16 protein-coding genes, 7 tRNA genes and 1 other RNA gene are annotated in these 25,221 nt (G+C 38.2%); 11 read left to right on the top strand and 13 right to left on the bottom strand.

The window, feature by feature from the left end:
* The first annotated feature begins 393 nt into the window (after positions 1-393).
* The 8 genes from ffs (at position 394) to DDZ16_RS17620 (ending at position 1,795) form a co-directional block, all read left to right on the top strand.
* Positions 394-487, top strand: an RNA gene (gene ffs, locus DDZ16_RS17655) — signal recognition particle sRNA small type.
* Positions 488-494: 7 nt separating this feature from the next.
* Positions 495-571: transfer RNA gene (locus DDZ16_RS17650), tRNA-Thr, on the top strand.
* Positions 572-799: 228 nt separating this feature from the next.
* Positions 800-881 (top strand) — tRNA-Tyr (locus DDZ16_RS17645).
* Positions 882-891: 10 nt separating this feature from the next.
* Positions 892-965, top strand: a tRNA-Thr gene (locus DDZ16_RS17640).
* A 198-nt stretch (positions 966-1,163) separates the two neighbouring features.
* Positions 1,164-1,245, top strand: a tRNA-Tyr gene (locus DDZ16_RS17635).
* Between the two features lie 5 nt (positions 1,246-1,250).
* Positions 1,251-1,323 (top strand) — tRNA-Gly (locus tag DDZ16_RS17630).
* A gap of 163 nt (positions 1,324-1,486) precedes the next feature.
* Positions 1,487-1,559 (top strand) — tRNA-Gly (locus tag DDZ16_RS17625).
* A 163-nt stretch (positions 1,560-1,722) separates the two neighbouring features.
* Positions 1,723-1,795 (top strand) — tRNA-Gly (locus tag DDZ16_RS17620).
* A 300-nt stretch (positions 1,796-2,095) separates the two neighbouring features.
* On the opposite strand, the gene DDZ16_RS17615 is transcribed toward DDZ16_RS17620, so the two are convergent.
* The gene (locus tag DDZ16_RS17615; protein WP_146192255.1) at positions 2,096-3,703 is read right to left on the bottom strand and encodes a hypothetical protein; all 1,608 of its coding nucleotides are present in this window, start codon (positions 3,701-3,703) and stop codon (positions 2,096-2,098) included.
* 375 nt (positions 3,704-4,078) lie between these two features.
* On the opposite strand from DDZ16_RS17615, the gene DDZ16_RS17610 reads away from it, so the two are divergent.
* The 3 genes from DDZ16_RS17610 to DDZ16_RS17600 all read left to right on the top strand — a co-directional run bounded on the left by DDZ16_RS17610 (position 4,079) and on the right by DDZ16_RS17600 (position 9,268).
* Positions 4,079-4,696, top strand: coding sequence for an L-threonylcarbamoyladenylate synthase (locus DDZ16_RS17610; protein ID WP_109265808.1), 618 nt, complete (start codon positions 4,079-4,081; stop codon positions 4,694-4,696).
* A 1,359-nt stretch (positions 4,697-6,055) separates the two neighbouring features.
* Positions 6,056-6,850: a polysaccharide biosynthesis/export family protein gene (locus DDZ16_RS17605; RefSeq protein WP_109265807.1), complete on the top strand. Its 795-nt coding sequence runs from the start codon at positions 6,056-6,058 to the stop codon at positions 6,848-6,850.
* A 12-nt stretch (positions 6,851-6,862) separates the two neighbouring features.
* Positions 6,863-9,268 (top strand): GumC family protein, encoded by a 2,406-nt coding sequence (locus DDZ16_RS17600; protein ID WP_109265806.1) that lies wholly within the window; start codon positions 6,863-6,865, stop codon positions 9,266-9,268.
* Between the two features lie 5 nt (positions 9,269-9,273).
* On the opposite strand, the gene DDZ16_RS17595 is transcribed toward DDZ16_RS17600, so the two are convergent.
* From DDZ16_RS17595 to DDZ16_RS17540, 12 genes are all read right to left on the bottom strand, one after another.
* Positions 9,274-11,118, bottom strand: coding sequence for a T9SS type A sorting domain-containing protein (locus tag DDZ16_RS17595; protein ID WP_109265805.1), 1,845 nt, complete (start codon positions 11,116-11,118; stop codon positions 9,274-9,276).
* A gap of 223 nt (positions 11,119-11,341) precedes the next feature.
* Positions 11,342-13,237 carry a polysaccharide biosynthesis protein gene (locus tag DDZ16_RS17590; RefSeq protein WP_109265804.1) on the bottom strand — a complete coding sequence of 632 codons (1,896 nt, stop codon included), beginning with the start codon at positions 13,235-13,237 and terminating at the stop codon, positions 11,342-11,344.
* Positions 13,238-13,634: 397 nt separating this feature from the next.
* Positions 13,635-14,621, bottom strand: coding sequence for a hypothetical protein (locus tag DDZ16_RS17585; protein ID WP_109265803.1), 987 nt, complete (start codon positions 14,619-14,621; stop codon positions 13,635-13,637).
* A 215-nt stretch (positions 14,622-14,836) separates the two neighbouring features.
* A complete protein-coding gene (locus DDZ16_RS17580) occupies positions 14,837-16,165 on the bottom strand; it encodes an MBOAT family O-acyltransferase (RefSeq protein ID WP_158275702.1) in 1,329 nt (442 codons plus the stop codon).
* A 125-nt stretch (positions 16,166-16,290) separates the two neighbouring features.
* Positions 16,291-17,460 carry a DegT/DnrJ/EryC1/StrS family aminotransferase gene (locus tag DDZ16_RS17575; RefSeq protein ID WP_109265801.1) on the bottom strand — a complete coding sequence of 390 codons (1,170 nt, stop codon included), beginning with the start codon at positions 17,458-17,460 and terminating at the stop codon, positions 16,291-16,293.
* 61 nt (positions 17,461-17,521) lie between these two features.
* Complete coding sequence (locus DDZ16_RS17570; protein ID WP_109265800.1) at positions 17,522-18,130, bottom strand: sugar transferase; 609 nt, start codon at positions 18,128-18,130, stop codon at positions 17,522-17,524.
* Between the two features lie 6 nt (positions 18,131-18,136).
* Complete coding sequence (locus DDZ16_RS17565) at positions 18,137-19,183, bottom strand: glycosyltransferase family 2 protein (RefSeq protein WP_109265799.1); 1,047 nt, start codon at positions 19,181-19,183, stop codon at positions 18,137-18,139.
* On the bottom strand, positions 19,183-20,460 hold the full coding sequence (locus tag DDZ16_RS17560) for a phenylacetate--CoA ligase family protein (RefSeq protein WP_109265798.1): 1,278 nt from the start codon (positions 20,458-20,460) through the stop codon (positions 19,183-19,185). The genes DDZ16_RS17565 and DDZ16_RS17560 overlap by 1 nt, the downstream gene beginning before the upstream one ends.
* An 11-nt stretch (positions 20,461-20,471) precedes the next feature.
* Entirely contained in the window at positions 20,472-21,860 is a 1,389-nt protein-coding gene (locus tag DDZ16_RS17555; protein WP_109265797.1) for an O-antigen ligase family protein, read from the bottom strand.
* A gap of 16 nt (positions 21,861-21,876) precedes the next feature.
* Positions 21,877-22,932, bottom strand: coding sequence for a glycosyltransferase family 4 protein (locus tag DDZ16_RS17550; RefSeq protein WP_109265796.1), 1,056 nt, complete (start codon positions 22,930-22,932; stop codon positions 21,877-21,879).
* A gap of 14 nt (positions 22,933-22,946) precedes the next feature.
* Complete coding sequence (locus DDZ16_RS17545; protein WP_158275701.1) at positions 22,947-24,071, bottom strand: glycosyltransferase family 4 protein; 1,125 nt, start codon at positions 24,069-24,071, stop codon at positions 22,947-22,949.
* A gap of 9 nt (positions 24,072-24,080) precedes the next feature.
* Positions 24,081-25,217 (bottom strand): glycosyltransferase family 4 protein, encoded by a 1,137-nt coding sequence (locus DDZ16_RS17540; RefSeq protein ID WP_109265794.1) that lies wholly within the window; start codon positions 25,215-25,217, stop codon positions 24,081-24,083.
* Between the last annotated feature and the right edge of the window lie 4 nt (positions 25,218-25,221).

Raw genomic sequence — 25,221 nt, 5'->3', positions numbered from 1 at the left:
TCTATAAAGATGGATTTGAAAATAATTCATTATTTCCTGCATCCATTTTATTTGCGGTTAATTGTATTTCTTGATATTTGAACATCTCATAACGATAATTCATGAATAAAGCAGGCTATATAGTAAATATGGAAAATGGGCATTCTCAAATATTGGGCTAAAATACACAAAATGTATGGGAAAACATACAAGCCGCAGGAACTCTCAATGGCAAACAACATCAATTTTGATGAAAATGTGATGGCTTTCGGTTGGTTGATAAAAAAAGATGAAAAAAACTTTTAAGCAAAAACAAATTGAAATAAAATACTTTAGCTTTCCGGAACGATTAAGAGCTGAAAAATTCTCCACCGGAAATTTGCCAGCAAAATATAATTATCTACTTTTGCGGTCGGGTAAGTCCTATACGACCAGCTCCTGCTGAATTCCCCCAGGGCCTGACGGCAGCAAGGGTAGGCGGTCGTAGCGGTGCGATATAGGTAGCTTACCCACCCGCCAATATAGCTCAGTTGGCCAGAGCAGCTGATTTGTAATCAGCCGGTCGGGGGTTCGAATCCCTCTATTGGCTCCATCACCTAAGATCTTTGACATTACGGGCATTGTAGATTCCATTTTTAAATGGAAAAAATCGAAGTGGTCAATCGACAATCCCGAACCATCGGGATAAATCTGTTGGCTCAAGCTTCGTTTATATAACATAAATAATATTGGGGAGATACCGAAGCGGTCAAACGATGGTCCCGAAGCATCGGGATAAATCTATTGGCTCTGCATTCGAAATAGTATCAAAAAATAAATTGGGGAGATACCGAAGCGGTCAAACGGGGCAGACTGTAAATCTGTTGGCTCAGCCTTCGTAGGTTCGAATCCTGCTCTCCCCACTTAAAAGATGCCAATATAGCTCAGTTGGCCAGAGCAGCTGATTTGTAATCAGCCGGTCGGGGGTTCGAATCCCTCTATTGGCTCTAAAAAAATTATTTTTACCATTAAAGTTTGCTGCAAAGATTTTTTTACTATCTTTGTCGTCCCAAACGCAAGGCACTACAAGGCCTGTAAACGTTCTTAACAACACCGGGGAGATACCGAAGCGGTCAAACGATGGTCCCGAAGCATCGGGATAAATCTATTGGCTCTGCATTCGAAATAGTATCAAAAAATAAATTGGGGAGATACCGAAGCGGTCAAACGGGGCAGACTGTAAATCTGTTGGCTCAGCCTTCGTAGGTTCGAATCCTGCTCTCCCCACTTTTGCGGGAATAGCTCAGTTGATAGAGCATCAGCCTTCCAAGCTGAGGGTCGCGAGTTTGAGTCTCGTTTCCCGCTCAACCAAAAAAACCTGTTGGATTTCCTTCAGGTTTTTTTAGGTCTTATTGTTTTTGAGAGTATATATTCGAGATACCGAAGCCGTCAAACGAGGGTCCCGATGCTTCGGGATAAATCTGTTGGCTCAGCCTTCGTAGGTTCGAATCCTGCTCTCCCCACTTTTGCGGGAATAGCTCAGTTGATAGAGCATCAGCCTTCCAAGCTGAGGGTCGCGAGTTTGAGTCTCGTTTCCCGCTCAACCAAAAAAACCTGTTGGATTTCCTTCAGGTTTTTTTAGGTCTTATTGTTTTTGAGAGTATATATTCGAGATACCGAAGCCGTCAAACGAGGGTCCCGATGCTTCGGGATAAATCTGTTGGCTCAGCCTTCGCAGGTTCGAATCCTGCTCTCTCTACTTTTGCGGGAATAGCTCAGTTGATAGAGCATCAGCCTTCCAAGCTGAGGGTCGCGAGTTTGAGTCTCGTTTCCCGCTCAACCAAAAAGCCTGTTGGATTTCCTTCAGGTTTTTTTTTCTTATTGTTTTTTGAAAAAGTTCCGGATCATATCCAGACGGATCCAGGTACAAATCTCACATTATTTGCAAAGACAAAATTTGTTGTCATGCAGAATTCTTGGTAGTGCTATGCAAAACTTTTTTGAAGTCTATTTCCTGCTGTGAGCGACTATCCTGCAGCATAAAAAAAAACCGGCATTGATTATTACATCAATGCCAGTTTCCCATTTAAGCTTCAATTCCATATTTATCCCAACAAATAAAAACAGATGATGGCTGCTATCTTGAATATATTTCATCTATCTCTCTCAAAATAGAATAAACCTCATCCATATTTCCTTCATAATTTCGTCTCATCCAAAATGACAAACCAGCTGGAATACTCTGAAACCGATCCATATCAGGATTCAGTTTTTTCATTATAAACTCATTTAAATCATAGACAGAAAATCCATAAGCTGAATTCTCAAACTTCCTGAACACCTCCTGGCCGTCAACGTTAATAAATTTCCCTGTCATTGTATCAAGGGCAGTATATGTATCAGATAGTTTTTGGGCGTAACCATCAATCTCTGACAGCATTTTATACGAATTGATTAGTTGCTTTAATTTTCGATCTATTCCAGACCTTTCATAACTGGTTGGTGGAAAAATCTCCATTAAAACAGGCTTGGCATAATCAAAAAGCTTCTTCACATTTTCGGGACTCCTGTCAAGTCGATATATAGAATAGGCAATTAGTTTTTCCCTGAAATTTGATTCGTTCTGTCCCGAATAATACCCCTGATGACGTTCTTTTTTTGCAACAAACTCAGGCAAAGCATTATATACATTCCAAAAATATGCCGATTTTAAACCAGGACCAAAAGGTGACCTGCCTCCAAAAACCGTCTTTTTCAGATAATCTTTCATTGTCTTAATTGAAGCCCCCTCAACAACCTCTAAATCATCATCTTTTAGTATTTTCTTCAACGTCTCTATTTCATCTTCAGGTAAGTCAAAATAGTTGGTCTTTACAGAAATGTTATCCTCTTCAACATCTGTAATCAAATTTTTCCTACCGTCAAGACTGGTAAACTTGTTCACAAAACTTCCCCTGTGGAAACCTTCACCCATGCTGCCAGTTATTTCATAGAGAACAAACCCATCTTCTACCACCTCATAATGGAACACCTGTGTTTTCCTATCTGGATTTACCACTCTTACCTGATCCATATGAATATCAAAGAAATCTTCAACAATTTCGTAACCATACCCCTCATACTTTGGATGCCCTTTAATTTCCCCCTTCGGAGTAAAAGAAATATTGGTTCCATCTTCCATTTTATATGAACCTGCCAAAAGAATATTGTTTAACGCATCAGGCATTTCAACTTTTTTGAAAGTCTGGATGGTCCTGCCATCCATTGACTTTAAACTGATTTCCTGATCAGTGTTAAAAATAATTTTAAAAGGCTCATCTGTCAAACTATTCTGATCGACAGAAGCACTTTTAAAGTAATTTCCTTTTTCATCCCAGGTCAACCGTGCCATGTAACCACCTTCGTGCGCTGATGCTCCTCCGGCATATGGGTTGTCCCCCATGAGGGCTTCTTTGTCAAATCCACATGAAATGACCGTTTCAGCCTCCCGACCAGCCTCCAATACAGAGTAAGTTGTCTGAATCATTTTGATATACTCTGAGTCATACCAAAGTCCATCCAACATCTTAGAGAATCCTTCTCTGTCTGGTTCAGGTGAAGAGGCGGATGAATAATTCTCTGTTTTCGGAGCTTCCCCTGCCGGGGAACTTAACTCTTCCTTATTTTTATTCTTTTCTGACGGTCCTCCGCAAGCCAAAAGCATGCTCAGCATTACAAATGGGGGTAAAAAACAATGTTTTCTCATAATTAACAACGAAACTATATGAAGTACAAAAAAAATGGCAATTACATCTCTACCTTCGCCCTATTTTAATCAAGGCATTATACATAGAGGTGTTCCTTAATCCAAGTCCAAAATATTAGTAGCATTTTGATAATAAAATTGAAAACCTTTTACGGAAAATACCCCCATGCATTGAGTTTACTTTCTAAAGCCGAATTGCTAAAACTCCCAATTATTAAATCCGGAGAAACCAAAATTAAATGCTATATTTATAATAGAAAGAACTCCCTTTTATGGGAGCTTTGAAAGTGAAACAAAAATCCATTAGTGAAGATGAAAACCTCAAAAATTAATTTTGATTTTTGCAGGAAGGAATAACACTTAAATTTTCAAGTTATGTTGATAAAGATTTATCCTGAAAATCCGAATCCCCGGGAAGTGGAAAAAGCAGTTGAAATTTTAAGGAATGGAGGTATTGTTATTTACCCAACGGACACTGTATATGGCATGGGATGCGATATCAATAATTCCAAAGCACTTGAGAGAATTGCCCGAATAAAAGGCATAAACCCTAAAAAAGATCACCTTTCCGTTATTTGCCATGACCTTAGCCATCTGTCCGATTACACAAAACCTTTAGATAGCAGCACATTTAAACTAATCAAAAAGAATCTTCCAGGCCCCTTTACTTTCATTCTTCAGGCAAACAATAGTGTGCCAAAATTCTTCAAAAGTAACAAGCGAACCATTGGCCTGAGAATACCGGATAACCCTATCATTATTGAGATAGTCAAGCAATTGGGCAATCCAATTCTTAGCACTTCTATCAAAGACGACGATGAAATAATTGAATATACAACTGACCCCGAGCTCATTCATGAGAAATATGAAAACATTGTAGATCTCGTTATCGATGGCGGTTACGGAGGAAATGAAGCATCAACCATCGTTGACTGCACCAAAAGCAATGAATGTGAGATTACCAGAGAAGGAAAAGGGGAGCTGGAGTTTTGAGGAAACACTGAGTATCCCGGCTAAACTGGTTAGGACAGTCCTTCATAGAATTCTCAAATGAAAGGTTGAATGTGAGTATTCAATTATAGCATTTTAAAACTATAATACTTTTCCAATAAGCATCAGCAGAATGCTACAATCTCATAAAAAACCATTACCTGAAATCAGGTTTCCGCTTCTTTCAAAATATCAGCAATCTCTTCTACCGACTTCTGCAATACAATACTCCGTTGTTTTTTCAAAACCCTCATAGTCCAACACTTAACACGCAATACATTTGGATTAAAAAAAAGATTTTGAAAAACATTTGATTTATCTTGGATCTTAATAAGTGCGTGTACATAAATTTTGACACTGTTTGCTTAGTTTATAGATGGGCACTAATTATGATAGATCGTTAGAGTTTTAGATATGAGATGTAAGACAAAAGCTGTAGTTTAAAAATGCGTTTTTGCCCTTGGAGATTAAATAGAGCAAGGCCTTGCAAGGACAAAGTCACCATATTAAAGTAAAAAAGGCATCATTGGTACTCCTGAAAAGGTAGTACCGAATTAGGTCTGGCGGATTCCGATCCGCCACCAGAGGTAAAACGGCGGATTGGCTTCGGCTCTGCCGCTTTCCCAGAAAGAATCCGCCGCACCTGATCTTCCATTGGTAAGGTTCGATCCCCAAAAACACGCAAAAATAAACTTAAGCCAAGACAAATATTATAACACTAAAAACCTATGCATTAGCCTAAATAAACATGTGCCTGCACACAATTAATTACAAATGTGCTGTAATAGTTTAACGGAGTATTGAATTAAAAAACACACCGATTTATAAGCAAAAGGTTCTTTAAAAAACCCCTTTCTTCTTTTCAGAGTTATTAGCCAGTCATAGTCATAAGTCAAATACGGGTCTGGTTAAAATTTCTTTCTAAGTTTAATACTTTCCCGGTTCATATTCAGGCCAACTTCAATGGGGGCAAAAAACTTTTTTCAAAGTCTGTTCAAGACATATCATACTTTCCAGTAAATAACCTAAATTATTTGACAAGAGACCATTATTCATTGATCAAATTACCTCAAAATATATTAACTTTGGTTAAGATCATGGGTTTTATCATGTTTTCCAAAAGAATATAATAGAGAAAGCAACCTCAAGGAGGAGACTTAAGGCCCCCTTTTTTCCGGGGAAACTGACCAAATCACTACCATAAGAGACAACTGCAAACCGCATAACTATTTCGGAGAAAAAACAAAACTCTGATTTCATAAACCTGCCTATAATTAAAAGTATAAAATATAAATCTGATCAATTATAGACCAACTCCTTTCAGTGCAAAGGAAATCTAAGAATCTAATTAACTTTTAACTTATGAAAAACCGAATAATCAACCATATAATTGTCGTTTTGATTATTTCTCTAACCTCATCATGTTATTCCCTGAAAAAATCGATTTACCTGGACGGTGAATTATCGCAGGAGCTAGAGGATATTGATGGAAAATTCTCCCAAAGACCTGCTGAATATACTGTTGAAATAAACGACTTGTTATACATCAGGGTAACCAGCCTGGATGAAAGGACATCGGCATTTCTGAACAATGAATCGGGCTATACCAGCATGCCTGAATCCATCTCTTCAACCAGCTTGTTAGGATACCGGGTCGACTCGGATGGATCGATAGAGTATCCGTTTATCGGAAAAATCTACGTAGCAGGGCTGACACTTGAAGAAGTAAGAGCCAAAATAATGTTGGCTGTAAGTAAATACCTTGAGCAGAGCAATGTTATTGTCAAACTGATCAATGACAATATTACTATCATGGGAGAAGTCACAAGGCCGGGACGATTTCCTCTCAACAGTGAACGAATAAATATAATGGAAGCCCTCAGTCTATCTGGTGATATAACTAATTTCGGAAACAAAAAGAAAGTCAGACTGATTCGTTTTAGGTATGAGGAACCGGAGATGTACTCAATGGATGTATCTGATGAGAATATAATTTTCTCAGAATACTTCTGGCTACAGCCTGGAGACATAATTTATGTTGAACCCCGCTCCTTTAAAGCGTTAAGTCTTAACTCAAATTTTATTACAATCGGGGTATCCATGCTTACCGCTACCTTCACCTTTTTAACCTACCTCAACTCACTTGAAGAGGAATAAAACCAGAAAGAGATGGCCAATTACTACGAGGATAATGCGAATGAAAAGAACCTGAATATTTCTAAGGTATTATGGCAGATGACCAATTATTGGTATTACTTTCCCATATTCTTTTTTATCACTTTGGCCGGGGCAGTTCTCTACCAAAAAACAACCACTCCGGAATTCCGCATAAGTACTAAATTATTGATTTCGGATAGCAATGAACCACAAACCCCTATACTTGGAGAAGATCAAAATGCTATTCCGGTTTTTAATCTTGGCAGCCAAAGCAACATTGAAAATCAACTCATTATAATAACATCAAGAAGACAATTGAAAAAAGTTCTAAAACAGCTTGATTTCTCCATTTCATATTTTCAGGACAATCTATTCCGTACCAACGAAATTTATCAAAACAGCCCATTTACAGTTCTTCCGGATACATCCAAAGTACCATTGGAAAACTACGATTTTGAAATACAATTCATCAGTAAAAACAAGTTCGCTTTAACGCTATTGCACGAAGACATTGATTATTCTGAATCCCACAGTTTTTTTGAAAAAATAGAAACACCTCATTTCTCATTTACAATTATCCCTAATGAAGAAAACATCTCCGCCAGCAATGAGTACATCGACCAGGACTACCTTTTTGAAATCCGCACTTTGGAGAAGCTGGCCCAAACATATCAATCCAATTTAGTACTCCAAAGAATCAATCCTGAAAGCTCAATTATTGAAATCTCGATAACTGAGAATAACATCAGAAAAGGGAAAAAATTTTTAAATAAACTTGCACAAAATGCCGTTAATTACAATTTGGACAAGAAAAACCAAATAGCTACGAATACCATTAATTTTATTGAAAAAGAACTGGTCGGTGTTATGGATTCCCTTGCTGCCGCAGAGTCTGTTTTGGAAGATTTCAGAAGCCGCAATGAAGTAATGGATGTTTCATTTCAGGGACAAATGATTATTACTCAGTCTAACGAACTGGAAAACGAGAAGGCAACTCTGGAAGCCAAATTGGATTATCTTAATTACCTGGTGGAAAATATTGAAAGCAATTTTGACCTGAATGAAATAGTCGCTCCATCATCCATGGGGGTTGAAAATCCAGTTTTGAATCAATTGATTGGGGAGTTTGCATCATTAAATGCTGAAAAATCCAGCTTGCAGTTCAATACCAGTAGCGAGAACCCCAATATAATCAGAATAAACAGGCAAATTAGAGCACTGAAAACCTCTATCCTTGAGACCACAAAAAGTTTAATAGAAACGACAAAAATCTCCCTTGCTGACATTAACAACAGATTGTATCAACTGAGTAATCAAATAAGAAAACTTCCAAAAACCGAGCAAACTCTTCTTAATATTGAACGACGGTTTAGAATGAATGATGAGATGTATACTTATCTGCTTGAACGTCGTGCTGAAGCACAACTTGCGAAATCAGCCAACCTACCCGATCATGAAATTGTGGAAGAAGCTATTTTGGATGGACAGGTAGCTCCCGATACGACAAGAAGTGCCTTGATGGTAGTGGTATTTGGTATTATGCTGCCTGTAGTCATTACGTTTTTAAAAGTCTACAACAACAACAAAATCCAGGATGAAAATGACATCCAAGAAATTTGCACCAATCCCATAATCGGGTCTATTCCCCTATCTTCATTCAAAAAATCAAGTCAAATAATTAATACCAACTCACACAGTCAACTTGCAGAAGCCTTTAGATCTATCCGAACTTCTATTAACTTTTATGCGATAGATAAAACTCAAAAGACAATCCTCATAACCTCATCTGTTCCGGGAGAAGGAAAAACTCTTGTGGCAGCCAACCTGGCCAGCACGTTTGCACATTTGGGAAAAAATACTCTTCTTGTTGGATTTGATTTAAGAATGCCAGCCATAAACAGTGAAATGTTTCCGTTTCTTAAGCCCGTAGGACTGATGCAATATCTTATTGGAGAACGGGAATTGGAAAATCTGGTGCAAACCAATCATGCTAAAACCATGAATGTCCTTCCCGCCGGGGGTGTCCCCCCAAATCCGGCGGAACTTATAGCCAACAAAAAAACGGAAGATCTATTCTCTGAACTGAAAAAACAATTTGAAATAATTATTATAGATTCTCCTCCTGTCGGTTTGGTCAGTGATGCCTATCTTTTGGCAGAACACAGTGATCTGATGTTGCTGATAACGCGCAGCAATGTTACGCCAAAACCTGTATTCCAAAAATGCTTGTCAGATGAAAAAATGAAGAAAATGCAACCTCTGGGAATCGTTCTAAATGGTATCCCGTCGGAAAAAAAAGGATATTCGTATTACTATGAATCAGGTGAGAAGAGAAAAAGGAGAAAAAGAAAAAAACTATTTGGGCTAATCCCCATGTCATTTAACCATAAAGAAAAATCCAGTCAATCTGTTCATTAATATCTCTACTGGTGATATACGGGAACCTGCGTTGAAGCACTGTCGGAATATTCCTGAACCTTTGAAAAGCCGGGATTGAAGTGGTTATCCTGTGAGGATGTAAAGTCATTTTTAACAACTTTACAGCTAATATTGGTTCCATCCTCTCCGGTCATTGAAACAATGTACATCCCAGCCGGAAATGGGGCCAAATTCAACACTGCTCTATTATTCCGGGGAGTTGGATGAATAACTTCATTATGAACAAGATGCCCATTATTATCAAAAACATTAACCTCCATCTTTCCAAAGTGCACATTGGCAAATTCGATTACAAAAATATCAACTGTAGGGTTAGGATAGCACCTGGATATTCTCATGGCAGGTGCATTATATACATTATTAGCACCTGACTCCCCTATTACTACAAAGGCCCCAAAATCGATTCCGGTATGAGGGGGAATAGCAGACAAATTCCCATAAGGCTCAAAGGTTTCTGTTAGGTTCATAGGAACCAAAATAGAGTTTCCACTTACCTCTCCCTCCACAACAGGAATCCCGTTCATGTTTTCTGCATCAAACAGATAGTATTTTTCGCCATCGGAAAGAAAAGATGAGACATCTACCTCCACCTGATCAAGAAACTCCCAATTATAAACAGCAATATTTGCCCTGGCTTCTTCATATTCGTTCGGATAAACAAACACTTTATTACTTGACGGAAGATTTTCTGAATAACTACTATTTTGATCAAATCCGTAAGCATCTTGCCATTCAGAAAATGAAACACCATTAAAGGTGCCCCCAAAATAGGCATTATTGTCCCAATCGTATACAGAAAAATAACCTTCATCATTTTCCAACATCACCAATGTTGAAGGATTAACAAAGGTATTGCCCCTTATGGTTAAATCTTCCCAGGCCTGAGTTACACCTAAAGCTTCATCTCCGCCAACAATATAGTTGTTCAAAACTGTGGCATCAACATTAATAAGGGTTCCATACCCAAGTTGCATAGAATATTCATCATACATTTCCGGACTTTGATACAAGCAATTATTAGAAATGGTAATTCTCGAAGCAGGTTGAAATCCTCCCACCAAAAGAGCTGTTTCAAGAGTATTGGCCAGAAGACCACAATTAAAAAAGATATTATTAAAGATATTATATCCCTCTATTCCCCCATTTTCAGTATACACATGAAATCCAAATCCGGCAGAGTTAAAAACAATGTTGTTGGCAATACGCTTGGTTCCACTCTCATTTTGGGTATATACAGCGTGCCCATGCCCCCTATCCGTGCCGATCCATCCATTATTAAAAATGATACAACCATATATTTCAGAATTTGGAGCAGAGCTCCAAAAGCCTATACCATTCCCTATATTGTCATATATCACACAATTAATCAACTTATTATAGTCACCAAAAATGGCTACTCCATCAGCACGGTAATAATCATCCGGTGAACTTCCGGCCTCACTACGAGTCTCCTTCTGTGAGCGAAAAATAAGGCCAAAAATATGGCAATACTGACCTTCAAAACTCAAAGCAGCAGTGCCACTTTCTTCGGATGGAGGTTCAATAATTACGCGTTCCCCCTGGTAAGGGCTAACGATAATAGGATTACCATCAGTTCCGGAAAGTTGCGAAACAAAAAAACCAGAATAAATCCCCTCATGAATGAGTATAGTATCACCGGCTTGCACTGTAAAAGGATGACTAAAAGCGGTTTGCAAATTCCATGGATCATCAATGGAACCGTTTGAAACAGAAGAACCGCCGGGAGTAACATGAAATGAGGTCGCATGCAAGCTCAAGATCAGCACCCACTCCAGTCCTACAACAAAAAATAAACGAATTGATTTCATGGCTCATTCAATTCAATCAAAAAACAATTAAAGATACTCTACTTCAAAATAATAGATCGTTAGAGTTTTAGACACCTGCCTGACGGCAGTCAGGTTAGATGTAAGACAAATCTTATAACACTGAATTCCTGCGTATTAACATAAATCAAAGTATACCTGCAAATACTTAATTACAAACATAAGGGCTAATTATTCTAAGACATTTCGGTTTGTGTCCAGGAGCTTAGTCTATTTGCTTAATTACCGGCACCAACTGATTACTTTCAAATTCAGGGACCAACTCTTTTAGTTTCACAATCAACATTTTGTCAGAAATAAAATTCAAAGTTTCCAATAAATCACTCACCATATTCCTGACAATCAGAAAATCGCAGGAACGGACTTTGCCAATCATAATCTTATCATGATAAGTAGGTAAACAATTTTCTGCTGATGCCAGAAGTTCCTCATAAAGTTTTTCTCCCGGTCGAAGACCGGTATATCTTATGTGAATATCTTCCCCCAACTGAAGTCCGGCTAGTTTAATCATCCTTCTGGCTAATTCATCAATTTTTATTGGTTGTCCCATATCAAAAACAAAGATTTCCCCTCCTTTACCCATAAATGCAGCCTCAAGTAATAATTGACAAGCTTCCGGAATGGTCATAAAATAACGGGTAATTTCCCGATGAGTTACTGTTAAAGGACCTCCCTGTTTGATCTGTTTCTTGAACAGGGGAACGACTGACCCATTAGACCCAAGCACATTTCCAAAACGGGTTGTTATAAAACTGGTCTTATGTCCTTTGGCAAGAGCCAGGGATTGGACATACATTTCACAAACTCGTTTCGTTGCTCCCATTACATTTGTTGGGTTCACTGCTTTATCAGTACTTACCATTATAAATTTTTCCACCCCAAATTCAGTGGATAAATCAGCAAGGTTTTTAGTTCCCCCAATATTTACACTAATACCCTCATATGGAGCTCCCTCCAACATAGGCACATGTTTGTATGCTGCAGCATTGAAAACAATGTTTATCTCCCTACTTTCAAAGACCTTTCTTAATCTTTGTCTATTGACCACATCGCACAACTCAATTTCAAACGGAGCATCATAGTGGGTTAACAATAGCTCCTGTTGCAAGTCATATAGTCCCGATTCGGCCTGATCCAGTAAAATAAGCTTTTGGACAGGGAAACGAATAAGTTGGCGGACTATTTCAGAACCAATAGAACCAGCAGCCCCGGTAACCAAAATATTTTTCCCCGTCAAACCATCCATTAATCGTTTCTGGCTCAACCGAATCTCCTCCCGGCCAAGAAGATCTTCAATTTTCACATCTCTTATTTGCATATTATTGGAGATCCCATTTAACCAATTCGTGGCTGTTGGCATGACCTTAAATTTCCAATTTTGCTTAAGACAGGTATCAGCAATTTGTTGTTTGCGGTCCACTCCAATATTATTTTCTGCCAGAATAACCACCTCTATTTTGGAAAAACGACCTTTGCCGGAAATGACTTCCTGCCAGCAAATGACTGGCAGTGATAATAATTTAACGTGCTTCAGCCCCGATTTCTCATTAACAAATGCCAGCACATTGTATTCATTTTCTTTGTTGTTTTTTATCGCTTCCATTGTAATAATAGCAAGATCATCCGTTCCGACAATCACCGTATTGATGAACCCCTTTTTGCAGGTGAAATAGTTGTAAGCTTCTTTTACAACCATTCGAAATCCAAAGGATAGAAAGATTAACAACAAGTAATGAATAATCAATACCAACCGGGGAGTACTCCCAAATAAAAACCAGTCAGACTTCACCAAAGAATTTGCAACCAAAAGGAATAATAAGGCAACTGAAGAGGCAGTAAACATATTTCGTAATTCATCTAAATCCGTATGTCTAACAACGCCCCTATAAGCTTGAAAAAACAGAAACGAAAACGCATAAGTAGCAGATACCAATACTGTAGATTTAAGAAAATCCCACATGGAGAATTCTGATAAGTGAACATTTAAACGGAGAAAAAAAGCCATTAACAAGGAAGAATTTACCAACAACATATCAATAGCGAAAATCCACCAGGGTGAAATTATCTTCCCTCCCAATATCTTGGAGATCGTCCTTTTCATCGGTCTAAAATTTAATTCTTAAACTCACCACACTTAAATCTCTCAATTCTCAAAACACCAAATAATTAATCCAATTGAGCCTACATCTTCAGGGAACTAAAAAAGTTAAATAAGGGGGTTAATAAAAACAGCTACAGGCAATTGAAATAAAAAATGGATTATTCGATTTTTTTAAACTTTTCCAAATGGATAGGAACATAATCCGAAAATAAACTCATTTCAGAGACCCGGAAAAGAAATAAAAAAAGAAGCCTGCCTTTAGATAAAAAAAGGTTAAATATGATCTCAGCAATGAAAAGCCAGGTCATTTAAAACAGAAACTCATAGACAAATTATTAAGAAAAGTCCTCCCTTTTAAACTCTTTATCCCCAGAGATCAAATCAGTAGACATAAAGGTCAATCTGGTTTGAGAGAAGTCCACTTTACTTCTTTATTCATAGATGAATAGTGAAGAATTGAATCGTTAATCATTTTTGATATAGAATCTGCCCCGGACCTGCTTAAATGAAGGTGATCTTTAAATAATCCATGGGATTTTAAACATCTCGAAAAATCCCAGAAGAAAACATGATCATAAGAAGTTGCTTCTCTTGCTCTTGAGTAATAGAATTCTAGATTGAAATCGGGAACCTTATCGTACAATTCAACATGCATGGGCATTCCCACCAGAAAAAGATCCACATTTAACTTTTTGGTGAGATTAATAATGGAGTCGAGGTACAAACTATTGGTCTTGCTCACACAGCAATCCTCTTTCAAAGGGTCAAAATATTTTCCGGAAATTTTTTGATAATCGCGCTTTTCAATTACCGCTTTTCGTGTGTTGAATTCATCATGATCGTTGAACCCCCCTATATGCGGAAAACATAAAGAATCATTACTCACAGAGTTCACTATCAGTGGCCAAACAGGGAATACCCTGTTGCGAAGATAAACCTCAAAATAGTCAAGCTTTGATGGGTGGTATGGTGCAAAAAACCGAAAAGGAACGTCCTGTCTTAAGAATGAAACACGAGAGAACATTTCAACACTATTTTCGCGACTTTCATTGAAGACTTCATCAAATTCAGGATTGGTCTCAATTAATGAAAAGGACAAGATTACACGCTCGACTCTATTGTTAGGGGAGGTCAATAAGTCTCTTAATTTAAGGTAAGATATGGACATCGGCTCCTGAGAGAGCGCTATGTTACAGGCCTTATGAATCCATATTGGATTAATACCATCGGTTACGACAGAACTGCCTGTAACAATAGTCACGACAGAATCGGGGGGAGAGTAATTGTACTCATTAAAGAAAATGCTATTTATCCTGTAAGAGAAAAAAAGAAGAAGTCCAAGGATAAAAGCAAATAATGCCAAACGTTTTATCAATTTAATCATAATAGAAACCAATCACCCGAACCTGGATTATTCATAAATTATCTATTACAATGTTCAATAACCTGCCAAATACCTACGTCTTCAATAAAACTGACTTGAAAAAAGTTCACTATTTCCTTCATCAATTTTCTTTGCGGTTGCCAATATTTATTGGAAATTGTACATTTCATAACGAAAACTCATGAATCGAAGATCGACGAAGTCAATAAACCAGGCTAAAATTCGGCATAAACAAATATCAATTGATTCTTTGAAAAGAAAACAACCAGAAAAAGCCACATAAAATAAAAGCTCCATTTATAGCCCCTCCGCAGGTTTGTGAACCAATTCAACAGATCAATCTTTTCGTCCTCATAAATTGTTTCAATCAGCAAACACAATATTGCTAAAATCAAAGCCATCCCAAGTTCCCAATGGACAATATTAAATCCATAAGAAGTATTTAAAATATCGGATACCTGGGGCATGTATCTAAAAAAGTGCACTGCATCGCTCAGGTTTTGTGAAAAGAAGAAGACGAGTGAAATTGAAAAAAAGAAATAAACAAAAACTCTGCTTCCCCATTTGTATAAAAAGGGCGGAACACTTTTACTCCAACCTGTGCGTCTCCTTTTAGAAAGGAATTCATATGTAAGAGCTATTCCCTGAAGCACCCCTAATATTACAAAAGTCCAATCAGCACCATGCCAAATCCCTATCACTAAAAATGTTATAAATACTGCGTAGATAGCAGCTCCTTTTCCCCACTTTCGATGTTTTAGCAACAAACGATTGTAGATAAAATCATTACACCAGCTTGAAAGCGAAATGTGCCACCTCCTCCAAAAATCAGAAACGGTTTGGGCCATAAATGGTCGTCTGAAATTATCGATCAACTTAATACCAAAAATCCTGGATAATCCTAAAGCCATATCGGTATACCCGGAAAAGTCAAAATACAATTGGAGCGGCTGGATTATGAAAACAATTACCAGAGACATGCCCTGATAAGCTTCAATATTTCCGTAAACCTTGGTAACAATCACTCCTAAGGTATCTCCAATAATAATTTTTTTAAACATCCCCCACATAAACAAACGGGCTCCATCCATTACACGCTGATAATCAAAAGCCCAGGGCAATGATTTTAGTTGGAGAAAAAAGGAACGGTGGCGGGCAATAGGCCCGGCAATGATTTTTGGAAAAAACACTGTATAAAGAGCCACATTTAAAAACCTCTTTTCTGCTGGATCAATACTCTTATACACCAAATACAGATAGCTGATGCTCTGAAAAGTGTAATACGAAATACCAAGAGGTAATACAATATTACCTAAAGCCCCTAAATTTGCTTGTTCAATGCCAATCAACAAAAATAAGTTTTCAACAATAAAATTCAGGTATTTAAAAAACACCAGTCCACCAATATTAAAAGTCTGGCCTGCCAGATAAACAAATTTTCTATTTCTGGACCCGGGTTCTTTCTCAACATACAATGCAACGAAGTAATTTACCAGGGTAAACACTCCAGCATAAACCAAAAAGGTGATTGAGAAAGAAGCCATAAAAATAAGACTGGCAACAAATAGAACTGCAGGTCTTGCTTTCCCGGGAAAAAGAAAGAACAAAAAGAAAACGATCGTAAAAAAGATCAAAAATTCTAATGAAGCAAAAAGCATCTTGTTTTTCGTTAAGCGGTCAAAACATTCCTTATGGAAGTAACAACATACATAAACTCTTCATCAGTCATGGAAGGATACAAAGGCAGAGTTACCGTCCCTTTCCAAATCTTTTCAGACACCGGAAAATCTTCAGGACTCAAATTGTAGGTATCCTGATAATAACTTAGACGGTGCATAGGCTTATAATGAACAGAGGTACCAATGCCCAATTCAGAAAGTTTTTCAATGAATTCATTCCGTAAAATTTTACTTTTTTCATTCAATATAACCGGAAACAAATGCCATGCATGGTTATTTGGAGGAACTTTACATTGGGGAAGATCTATCATCTCCATATCACCCAAATATTCATAATATTTCAGCGCCCATTTCTCACGTGCATCCCTGAATGCATCGGCCTGCTCCATTTGAGCTAATCCTATAGCTGCATTTACATCCGGCATATTGTATTTATATCCGGGAGCTACCACATTGTATTCCCAGGAGGGTTTATTGGAAGTAAACCTATCCCAAACATCCCTGTTAATGCCATGGAGCCGCATTATTTTAACCCGCTTATAGATATCCTCATCATCTGTTACAAGCATTCCCCCTTCACCAGTAGTTATGGTCTTGTTGGCATAAAAACTAAAACAGGTTATATCTCCAAATGAACCGACCATTTGGTTCCCTACTTTCGCAGGAAAAGCATGAGCGGCATCTTCCAATATTTTTATCCCGTTCCTTTCACAAATATCAACAATACCCTTTCCATCCTTCTTAATCATTTCGCAGGGTTGGCCTCCAAAATGAACAAGGATTAAATATTTGACATCAGGATAGCGCCTAATAGCATCTTCCAAAATATCCGGAGTAATCAAACTGCTCCCATATTCCACATCCAAAAAAACAGGATGGGCATTAAGGTAACGAACCACCTCAGCTGTTGCAGTAAAAGTCATATCAGGAACAAACACCCTATCCCCCGGTTTTACATGCAAAGCCTCTATTCCAAGATGCAAAGCAGCAGTGCAACTATTTACACAACAGGCATATACAGCTCCAACTTTATCAGCAAAAACCTTTTCAAATTCGCAAGCTTTCTGGGCCGTTGTAAGCCAGCCACTCTCCAATACTTCGGTAACATACTTTAATTCGTTACCCTCACATTTTACTCTGGAAAAGGGAACCTTGAGCATAATTTTTAACTGGAAATAATTCTTTTTGTATGATTTTGGAGATTTTAATTAAAAACAAAAATCACAAAGGAGCATTTTCCCTATAGAACAGAACCCTGATAGTTCTGAGAATAATCATCAAATCAGAAAAGAAATTATTATTTTTCACATAGGCTTCGTACAGGCTCAATTTGTAGGGGAGAATAACCTCCCGGTAGTAGGAAATTGGGTTTTTTATATTTGTCAATATTCTTTCTTCATTTCTGAACTGCATTGAGGCATTATCGGTAATCCCCGGCCTCACCTGGAGTACTTTTTCCCACCGGTCATGGTAGACTTCGGTCCATTCCTTTATCTCCGGTCGAGGCCCAACCAATGACATATCACCCTTTAAAACATTAAAGAGTTGAGGAAGCTCATCCAACTTAAATTCTCTTAAAAAACGCCCTGTGCGGGTAACCCTTGAATTATCTCCAGCATCAAAGGATCCATAACGGGCAGTTTTCAGCACTCCCATAGTCCTGAATTTTATCATCCAAAAAGGACGTTCAAACCGTCCCATACGTTGTTGAATAAAAAACACAGGCCTACCCGAATCCACCAAAATAAAAACTGAGATTATTACCATTGGAATTAATGCAATAATCAAGAGCATAAGAGCACCAAATATGTCAAACCCCCTTTTTATCATAGCAAGTTAACGATTGGGTGAATCAATCTTAAATGCGGATTTATTTCCACAGACTATTGCCCATAGCCCTTTGAGATACCCGAGGCCATATGACAAATGAATAACATTAAAAGACCAGATTACCGGAAAGAACATTTGATGCTCTCCCATTAAAACAGAGGAAAATGCAGTGATACTCAATAGAATTAAATAGAGAAATAAGACACCGGCAAATACAATAAACCACGAAAAATTAAAAAAAGATCCTACCACTCCGAAAATCAAAAAAAGTACAAAAAGCACCGGGATTAACTGACGCCATGAAGGAAGCAAATTGAGTTTCTTAACCACCAAGGGTTTAAACAACCCGTATTGAAAAAACATTTTAAACAACTTTCGGAAAGAATCTCTCACATAATATTTTATTTTCACCTCGGGGATTATCACAATCTTCATCCCTGCTTTTTTCATTCTTCCGTTGAATTCATCATCCTGATTGCGGATTAATTCCTCGTCAAAAAGTCCGATTTGCTCAAAAACACTTCGCCTAAAACACCCATATGGCACGGTATCAACCTCTTTGGAAACAATACTCCCTATCCGGTGAAATGAGTTTCCCACCCCTACGGGATGAGCAACAGCAAATGCTATTGCTTTTGATTTGGTAGAACCATCATAAGCACTTGACAAGAAGATTCCTCCTACATTATCAGCCTCATATTCATATAGCCCCCCGACTAATAGCTCAATGTAATCAGAAGGATATTCAGCATGAGCATCCATTCGGACAATGACTTCACCTGTGGCTTTCCTTATAGCAAGGTTTAAAGCTATTGGAGCTATTTTACCGTGGTTGGGAATAACCATAATCCTCAAGGTCTTAATTCTCATGCGGAATTCTTCAATCACACTCAGAGTTTTGTCTTCAGACATGCCATCAGCCAAAATAACTTCGATTTTATCGTGAGGATATGTTTGCTGATAAATTGCTTCCAGAGAGCCTGCAATAAACTTCTCCTCGTTTCGAACGGGCATGATAACCGAAACCGTTGGACGTTGGCTAAATTCAGTCATCACAATTTCACAAAAGTCTTAAATTTTCCGGCCCCGGTTCTATCTATCCTGGTAACTCTGGTGACAGAAACATTTAAACCCGGTTCCACATACTTCTCAAAAACTCTCTTTAGAGCTTTCCTGAGTGTATGAGTAATTGCAGAATCAGTTACAATCTGAATTTCGAAATTAAAACTATCCTTTGCAACAACTCTTGATTCCAAAATATCCTCTCTTTTCTCCAGAACATCCTGAATGGCATAATAAAAGGTAACACCCGGTACAATTCTGCCAGAAGGTAAAGACATCACTTCGCTGATTCGCCCCATCAAATCAGTTATGTATGTATGGCCATTTTCTCTTTTAATGGAAGCATAATCGCCTACCTCATATCGAATTAAAGGGGTGCCTTTATTAAAAAGCTCGGTACACAAAAGCCTTCCGGATTGTCCTTCCGGCAAAAGGCTCCCGTTTTCATCCACAACTTCAAGATAAATCAATGCATCCGAAGCCTGCCAATTGCGTCTGGCTCCAAACCCCATAACACATATTTCAGAAGCACCATATTCGTTGAATACCGGAATGCCAAAATTCTTTTCCAAAAAGGTTTCATCAGAAGCTGAACACATCTCTGAGGTTACAATACAGGTTTTAAGCGTAGGGCAAACTTCTTTTAGTATAATTGAGTTTCTTCGGAGAAACCGACCAAATGCAAGCAAAAGCGTAGGATAGCCATAGATGTAAACAAATGAACGCTTGCTGAAGTCATGCAACCAGTATTTTAAGGCGTTTTCATGCAAATTGAATACACTAAAGCGTCTACGGTTGGAAATAAAATCTTTGATCTTCTCTTTTACAAAAGGAAATCCTGCAGAAGGAATGCCATAAAAGCGTGCTTGTAAATCATTCAAAGTCACTCCTACACGTGAGTAATGATCCTGGATATTCACCCAGGTTAAGGCATGATTAAAATAATCTTTCGCAAAAACAAACGCCTGACCATCTGAACCTGAAGTCTTGGAAACATAAAAATGATGATCAGAGTTTGCGGGAATCCTGGCTTTATAGTCTCCCCGTAAATCTGATTTGGTTATAATTGGCAAATGGCTCCATATACCATCCCATCTATTTACATGTTTCCGATAAAATGAATTCTCCCTGAAATGATAGTCGAAAATATCCTTCCTTTTTTCTTCCTGCCAGGCAAGGATATCCCTTTTTGCCATAATATCCGCATATTCTTTTTGAGCTTCGTAAACAGGGAACCCAACAAAATTTAAAACTTTAAAAAAATCCATGTGCAGAGATTTTAAGAACGATGATCAGATAAACTGCGGTTATTTTCCCTTGCTGATCCGGAAATAACTATGAATGACAAACCATACACAATGCCGGGCATAGCCAAACGCATGGCAGAGTGAAACATGGTCAGGACACTTATGAGAAAAAAGGAGATAAACAAAAACTTATTGCTTCCGCTTTTGATAAAATGGTATTGTCTAAAGGGTAGGACAATGAAAGCGATTATTAAATACAAAAGACCCAAAATGCCATGTTCCGAAAGGAGTCTTGCATATTCGGTATGAGCGGCTGCCAGATGCCCAAAATACCGGGCATGCCACTCAGAAGCCATTCCATATCCAACCCCAAAAACCGGATATTCTTTGAATGCGTCCAAATCTCCCTTCATAATTTTTCCTCTTCCGGTAAGTAAATCTCTCTCACGTGATAATTGTCCGGTCTGAACCTCATTGGTGGTCTTCCCTTCATACCTGTAAAGCAAATAATTATCAGTCAAACTATTGGCATAGAAAACAACGACAACAAGGAACAAAAATCCAACAACAATCTTCGAAAGGTATTTCAGCACCACCCGCCGAAACCGATAATCATAATAAAAATAAATGGTCAGACCAACAATCAGAGAAAAGACAAAAGAAAGCATTCCACCACGTGAAAAGGTAAGCAGTCCGCGCATCAATAATAAACCAATGATTATCCAATCGGCCCATCCAAAGGGAGTAATAGAGTTGCCAAAAATCTTCAAGATAAGCCCCAACAAAACAAACCATCCTAAAATACTGGAAACCTGATTGGCTGCAAATCCTCCGGCGGTATCTGTATTGGACTGAACGCTTTCAAACTCAAGTGATCCTAAACCCGCCCGGATGGACATTAACACAATTAAGGCAAATGCAGGAAGAAATGAAATCCATAATCCGTTAAGCAGTTGTTTTTTTGATACAGCCCTTTGATAAAAATAGAATCCTGATAACACCAGTGATAATGGACCTGAGAAGTTAAACATGATCATTGACCTCAATCTACCTGATTCATCCGCTTCGCTAAGGAAAAATGAAGGAACAAGTAATAAAAACAACCCCAAAAAGATTAAAGGAATGTGTTTTCTTTCTTTTGCAATTATTCCTGTAAGAAGCATTAGAGATGAAGTATATTTACCGAATTCCCAAGAAATTACTTCTCCCCCCATCCGGTATACTATCTCAAAACTCATCAAATAAAGGGCAAAAAATCCGGCTCTTGAATTTCTATCTCTGGAAATGATAACATCAATCACAAAAAACATAAAAGCACCCAGATAGGAAAGGGTTATAAGCACAGGCATACTGGCTCCTACAAGCCCCAATACCAAATGATAAGCAATCAATATGCTGGTTTTCGTTTTCTCAGGAACCATTTTATTCTCAGCATTATCAATACACCCCCCAACCCTTGTTCTTTAATATGGATAGGGATGAATTCACCACATTCGAAATGGTAAAAGCTTTCACTGCTGTTCTAAGTCCTCCGCTCAACTGAACCTGAAGCTCTTTATTATCATACAATTCTTTCACTTTTTCTACGATGGCATCAATAGCCAAAGGAGGAACAAACAAAACACTTTCTTTGTCGCAAAAGAATTCATCCAATGCTTTTATTCTTGAGAGAATGGTGGGTATACCAACAAAACCAGCATCAATCATTATTCCGGGTAAGCCCTCCCCATCATGATAAGTAGGTAAAATGAATAAATGATACCTGCTCATTACTTCCTGCACTTTATCGGGCGTAAGCACTCCTTCATAAGAAATCAGCCCTTTTTTCCGGGAAAGCAATCTTTCAAAATCTTTGCTGACATTCTTATCAATTGGCCCATAAAAATCAAGTTTGATGGCAGGATTAAACTCGCGACTCAAAATTTCAACTGCGGTGGCCAGCTCAAATATTCCTTTGGCTTTTGTGATTCTTGAAGCGAATACCAACCGGCCATGCTTATTCTCTTTTTGCCACCGATGCCCAAAATCCTTTTTCCCGTTATATACAACAAATACATTTTTTACGCCGGAATCATTCAGATCACTTTTCAAATTCAGCGATTGTACAAATATTGCATCCAAATCGTTAAGACATTTGACAAAAAGGGTTCTGAAAAAGCGGTTTAGGTGTTTAACTTCTTCCCCCATTGCTCCACCCATCACGAAAAGAGCCGTTCTCCTTTTTCTGAAAAAACTTAACAAATAAACCAATGGAACCATGGTATACCTTCCTCTGATGTTTAAGGACAAAATCACTTGCTCTGAAACCAATAAGTACCTTAATATCCTGAAAAAATTGGTAAAAAAAGATTGATCTCTGGGAATGGTATCTAAAAACATTATATTCTTGAATCCTCTTTCTTTTAGTCCCTCCTTCAAGGTGGTGTTTTTCACCCCATCTCCATTGTAAGGTGGAGAAAACGGTCCCACAAAACAAGTTTTTAAATTTTCCATCGATGCTTTTTTCTTTACTGAAGATCAAGTGTTGTTTGGGCGAGATGGTGGTTATATATGGTAGTTATATCATCGATAACCGAAGCTTCAGAGTACTTCATTTCAACCTCTCTTTTTAAAGCTTTCGCTTTATTCTTACTCCCATCCGGATTGTCTAAAACAGAAATTATAGCTTTTGAAAAGAGGTCAGGTTGAGCAGGGGCGACCAATGTCCCAAACTCTCCGTTATTTAAAACTACAGAACATTCCCCCACGCTTGTGCAAACAACCGGCAAACCAGCGAGGCCGTATTCCAATAATGCCAGTGGAAGTCCTTCCGAGACCGAACTCAAAACACCAACATGACAATTTTTTAGAATTTTTCCCACATCATCTCTTGACCCCAGAACATGAATAGATGCATTATCTGAATTCAGTCGTTCTATTTCTTGCTTAACTTTTTCAAAATACTCATCTCCCTTATTTCCGCCTACTAAATACAACTGAGCTTCCAAGTACTTTTCTCTTACTCTGGCAAATGCTTTTAGCAACATAAAATGGTCTTTGGGTGGTCTAAAATATGCCAGATGCAGAATTTTAGGAAAAGCGTAACTCTTGGGCAAATCCTCTAATTGATATCTGTCTTTTTCGAATCTTAAAGACGGAAAATTCCTGAGACAGGAAATTCTGGATTCAGGAATTTTCAACTTCTCTATCCCCCATTTATACAATGGTTGATTGACAACAAACACAAAGTCAAAAAACGCAGAAATATTTTTTAATAACCAGGTTCTTATTTTAGAATAATTGACACTGTTGCCATGATGAATATGCCACATCACTTTTATTCGGGGAAAAAAGAGCTTTATTCCAAAAGCCCATGAAAATGAAGTGGAATGGGCATGAACAATCTGTATGCTGTTATTTTTTATATAGTTGATCAACTGCATGAAAGCCCTAATATCCAAAAAGTTTCTTTTGCCAAGAAAAAAATAATTTACCTCATTAGAAATAAATTTTTTCAGAGGTCCCTCCTGCCTGGTGGCGCAAAGATGGCTTTCTACCCCATTCTTCACTAACCCGTTGGAGATATTAACCGCAACCCTTTCGGCTCCCGCGGCAACCAGTGAATCAATCAAACTAAGGACTCTCAGCTTCACCAAAGAATTTTAATTTATAAAATGAACGATACTCCTTTCAAAACGCTCTAAGTTATACTGCCGTGCCCATTGCATTGCCAAATTTGCCTTTTTTGAATACTGATTCGGATGTTTTATTAAGAAAACAATTGCATTTGCCGCTTCCTTAAAATCCGGTAAAACCAATACTCCACGGGTATTACCCCCAAGCATCTGTTTCACACACGAAACATTGGTTACAACAGGAACACAACCCCACCACATTGCCTCGGCCACAACTTTGGGCCAACCTTCTGTCTCGGATAAAAAGACAAGAAAATGGGAATTTCTGTAGCACAACTCCACCTGATCGGGGAACATTTTACCGGTAAAACGGACAAACTCATCAAGGTTGTTTTCAACCACATACTCTCTAAGCTCTTCCTCCTGATTTCCGCCGCCTATCATGGTCAAATGGGCAGAAATATTTTGTCGCAACAACTCTTGCAACACCTTAATGGTAATTAGTGGTCTTTTATTAGGTGTTAATGTACCCACAAAAATCAACTTCACAGATTCATCTTCTTCAATATTCCGGGGTAAAACAGGCATAGCTTTCGCTTCTCCGTAAGAAGCAGTGAAAAAAGGAACCACATTTCTGCTTTTCTCCCCCCAGTCTCCATAAACCAGAAGCTTTGTATTTCGGGTCAGAAACTCATTTTTAAGTATATACTGCTGAAGTCGGTATGTCAATGGTTGCCGGGAACTCCTGTCCCAATTGTTAGCATATTTTACAGTCTTTCTTTTTTGAGGAAAACAGATCTGTAAAATAGCTCCCAGTAATCCCATATTTCCGGGGCAACGCAAATGAATATGATTAGACCAACGCATCGCTTTGAAAATCGAGAAAAGAATCTCGGGAAGCCTAAACAGCGACTCAACCCCTTTCCAAAAACTTTGAAAATCAAGCAATGGCACATCAACAAATGAAAGATTTGGATGCGCATAGGCCATTTCGAGGGAGGACAATGGCTCCGATACCAAAGGAGCCACTATCCTTACCTCATCAACATACCGCAACCAAATATTCATCTCGCGGATGTAAGGAGCATAACCATAATAATCGTCGTTATATATTTTGTGACGACCATGACCTATAATTAGAAACTTCACACCTTCATGACTCATTAGC

The organism is Marinilabilia rubra (assembly GCF_003121985.1).
Lineage (GTDB): Bacteria > Bacteroidota > Bacteroidia > Bacteroidales > Marinilabiliaceae > Marinilabilia > Marinilabilia rubra.
The sequence above is the reverse complement of the archived record's forward strand: the minus strand, read 5'-3'. Positions and strand labels throughout refer to the sequence as shown.

Coding starts and splice junctions, on each gene's coding strand:
- DDZ16_RS17600 (WP_109265806.1), top strand. CDS start 6,863: ATGGCCAATTACTACGAGGATAATGCGAATGAAAAGAACCTGAATATT.
- DDZ16_RS17570 (WP_109265800.1), bottom strand. CDS start 18,130: ATGATAAAAAGGGGGTTTGACATATTTGGTGCTCTTATGCTCTTGATT.
- DDZ16_RS17555 (WP_109265797.1), bottom strand. CDS start 21,860: ATGGTTCCTGAGAAAACGAAAACCAGCATATTGATTGCTTATCATTTG.
- DDZ16_RS17565 (WP_109265799.1), bottom strand. CDS start 19,183: ATGACTGAATTTAGCCAACGTCCAACGGTTTCGGTTATCATGCCCGTT.
- DDZ16_RS17595 (WP_109265805.1), bottom strand. CDS start 11,118: ATGAAATCAATTCGTTTATTTTTTGTTGTAGGACTGGAGTGGGTGCTG.
- DDZ16_RS17605 (WP_109265807.1), top strand. CDS start 6,056: ATGAAAAACCGAATAATCAACCATATAATTGTCGTTTTGATTATTTCT.
- DDZ16_RS17580 (WP_158275702.1), bottom strand. CDS start 16,165: ATGGCTTCTTTCTCAATCACCTTTTTGGTTTATGCTGGAGTGTTTACC.
- DDZ16_RS17540 (WP_109265794.1), bottom strand. CDS start 25,217: ATGAGTCATGAAGGTGTGAAGTTTCTAATTATAGGTCATGGTCGTCAC.
- DDZ16_RS17550 (WP_109265796.1), bottom strand. CDS start 22,932: ATGGAAAATTTAAAAACTTGTTTTGTGGGACCGTTTTCTCCACCTTAC.
- DDZ16_RS17615 (WP_146192255.1), bottom strand. CDS start 3,703: ATGAGAAAACATTGTTTTTTACCCCCATTTGTAATGCTGAGCATGCTT.
- DDZ16_RS17575 (WP_109265801.1), bottom strand. CDS start 17,460: ATGCTCAAGGTTCCCTTTTCCAGAGTAAAATGTGAGGGTAACGAATTA.
- DDZ16_RS17585 (WP_109265803.1), bottom strand. CDS start 14,621: ATGATTAAATTGATAAAACGTTTGGCATTATTTGCTTTTATCCTTGGA.
- DDZ16_RS17560 (WP_109265798.1), bottom strand. CDS start 20,460: ATGGATTTTTTTAAAGTTTTAAATTTTGTTGGGTTCCCTGTTTACGAA.
- DDZ16_RS17590 (WP_109265804.1), bottom strand. CDS start 13,237: ATGAAAAGGACGATCTCCAAGATATTGGGAGGGAAGATAATTTCACCC.
- DDZ16_RS17610 (WP_109265808.1), top strand. CDS start 4,079: ATGTTGATAAAGATTTATCCTGAAAATCCGAATCCCCGGGAAGTGGAA.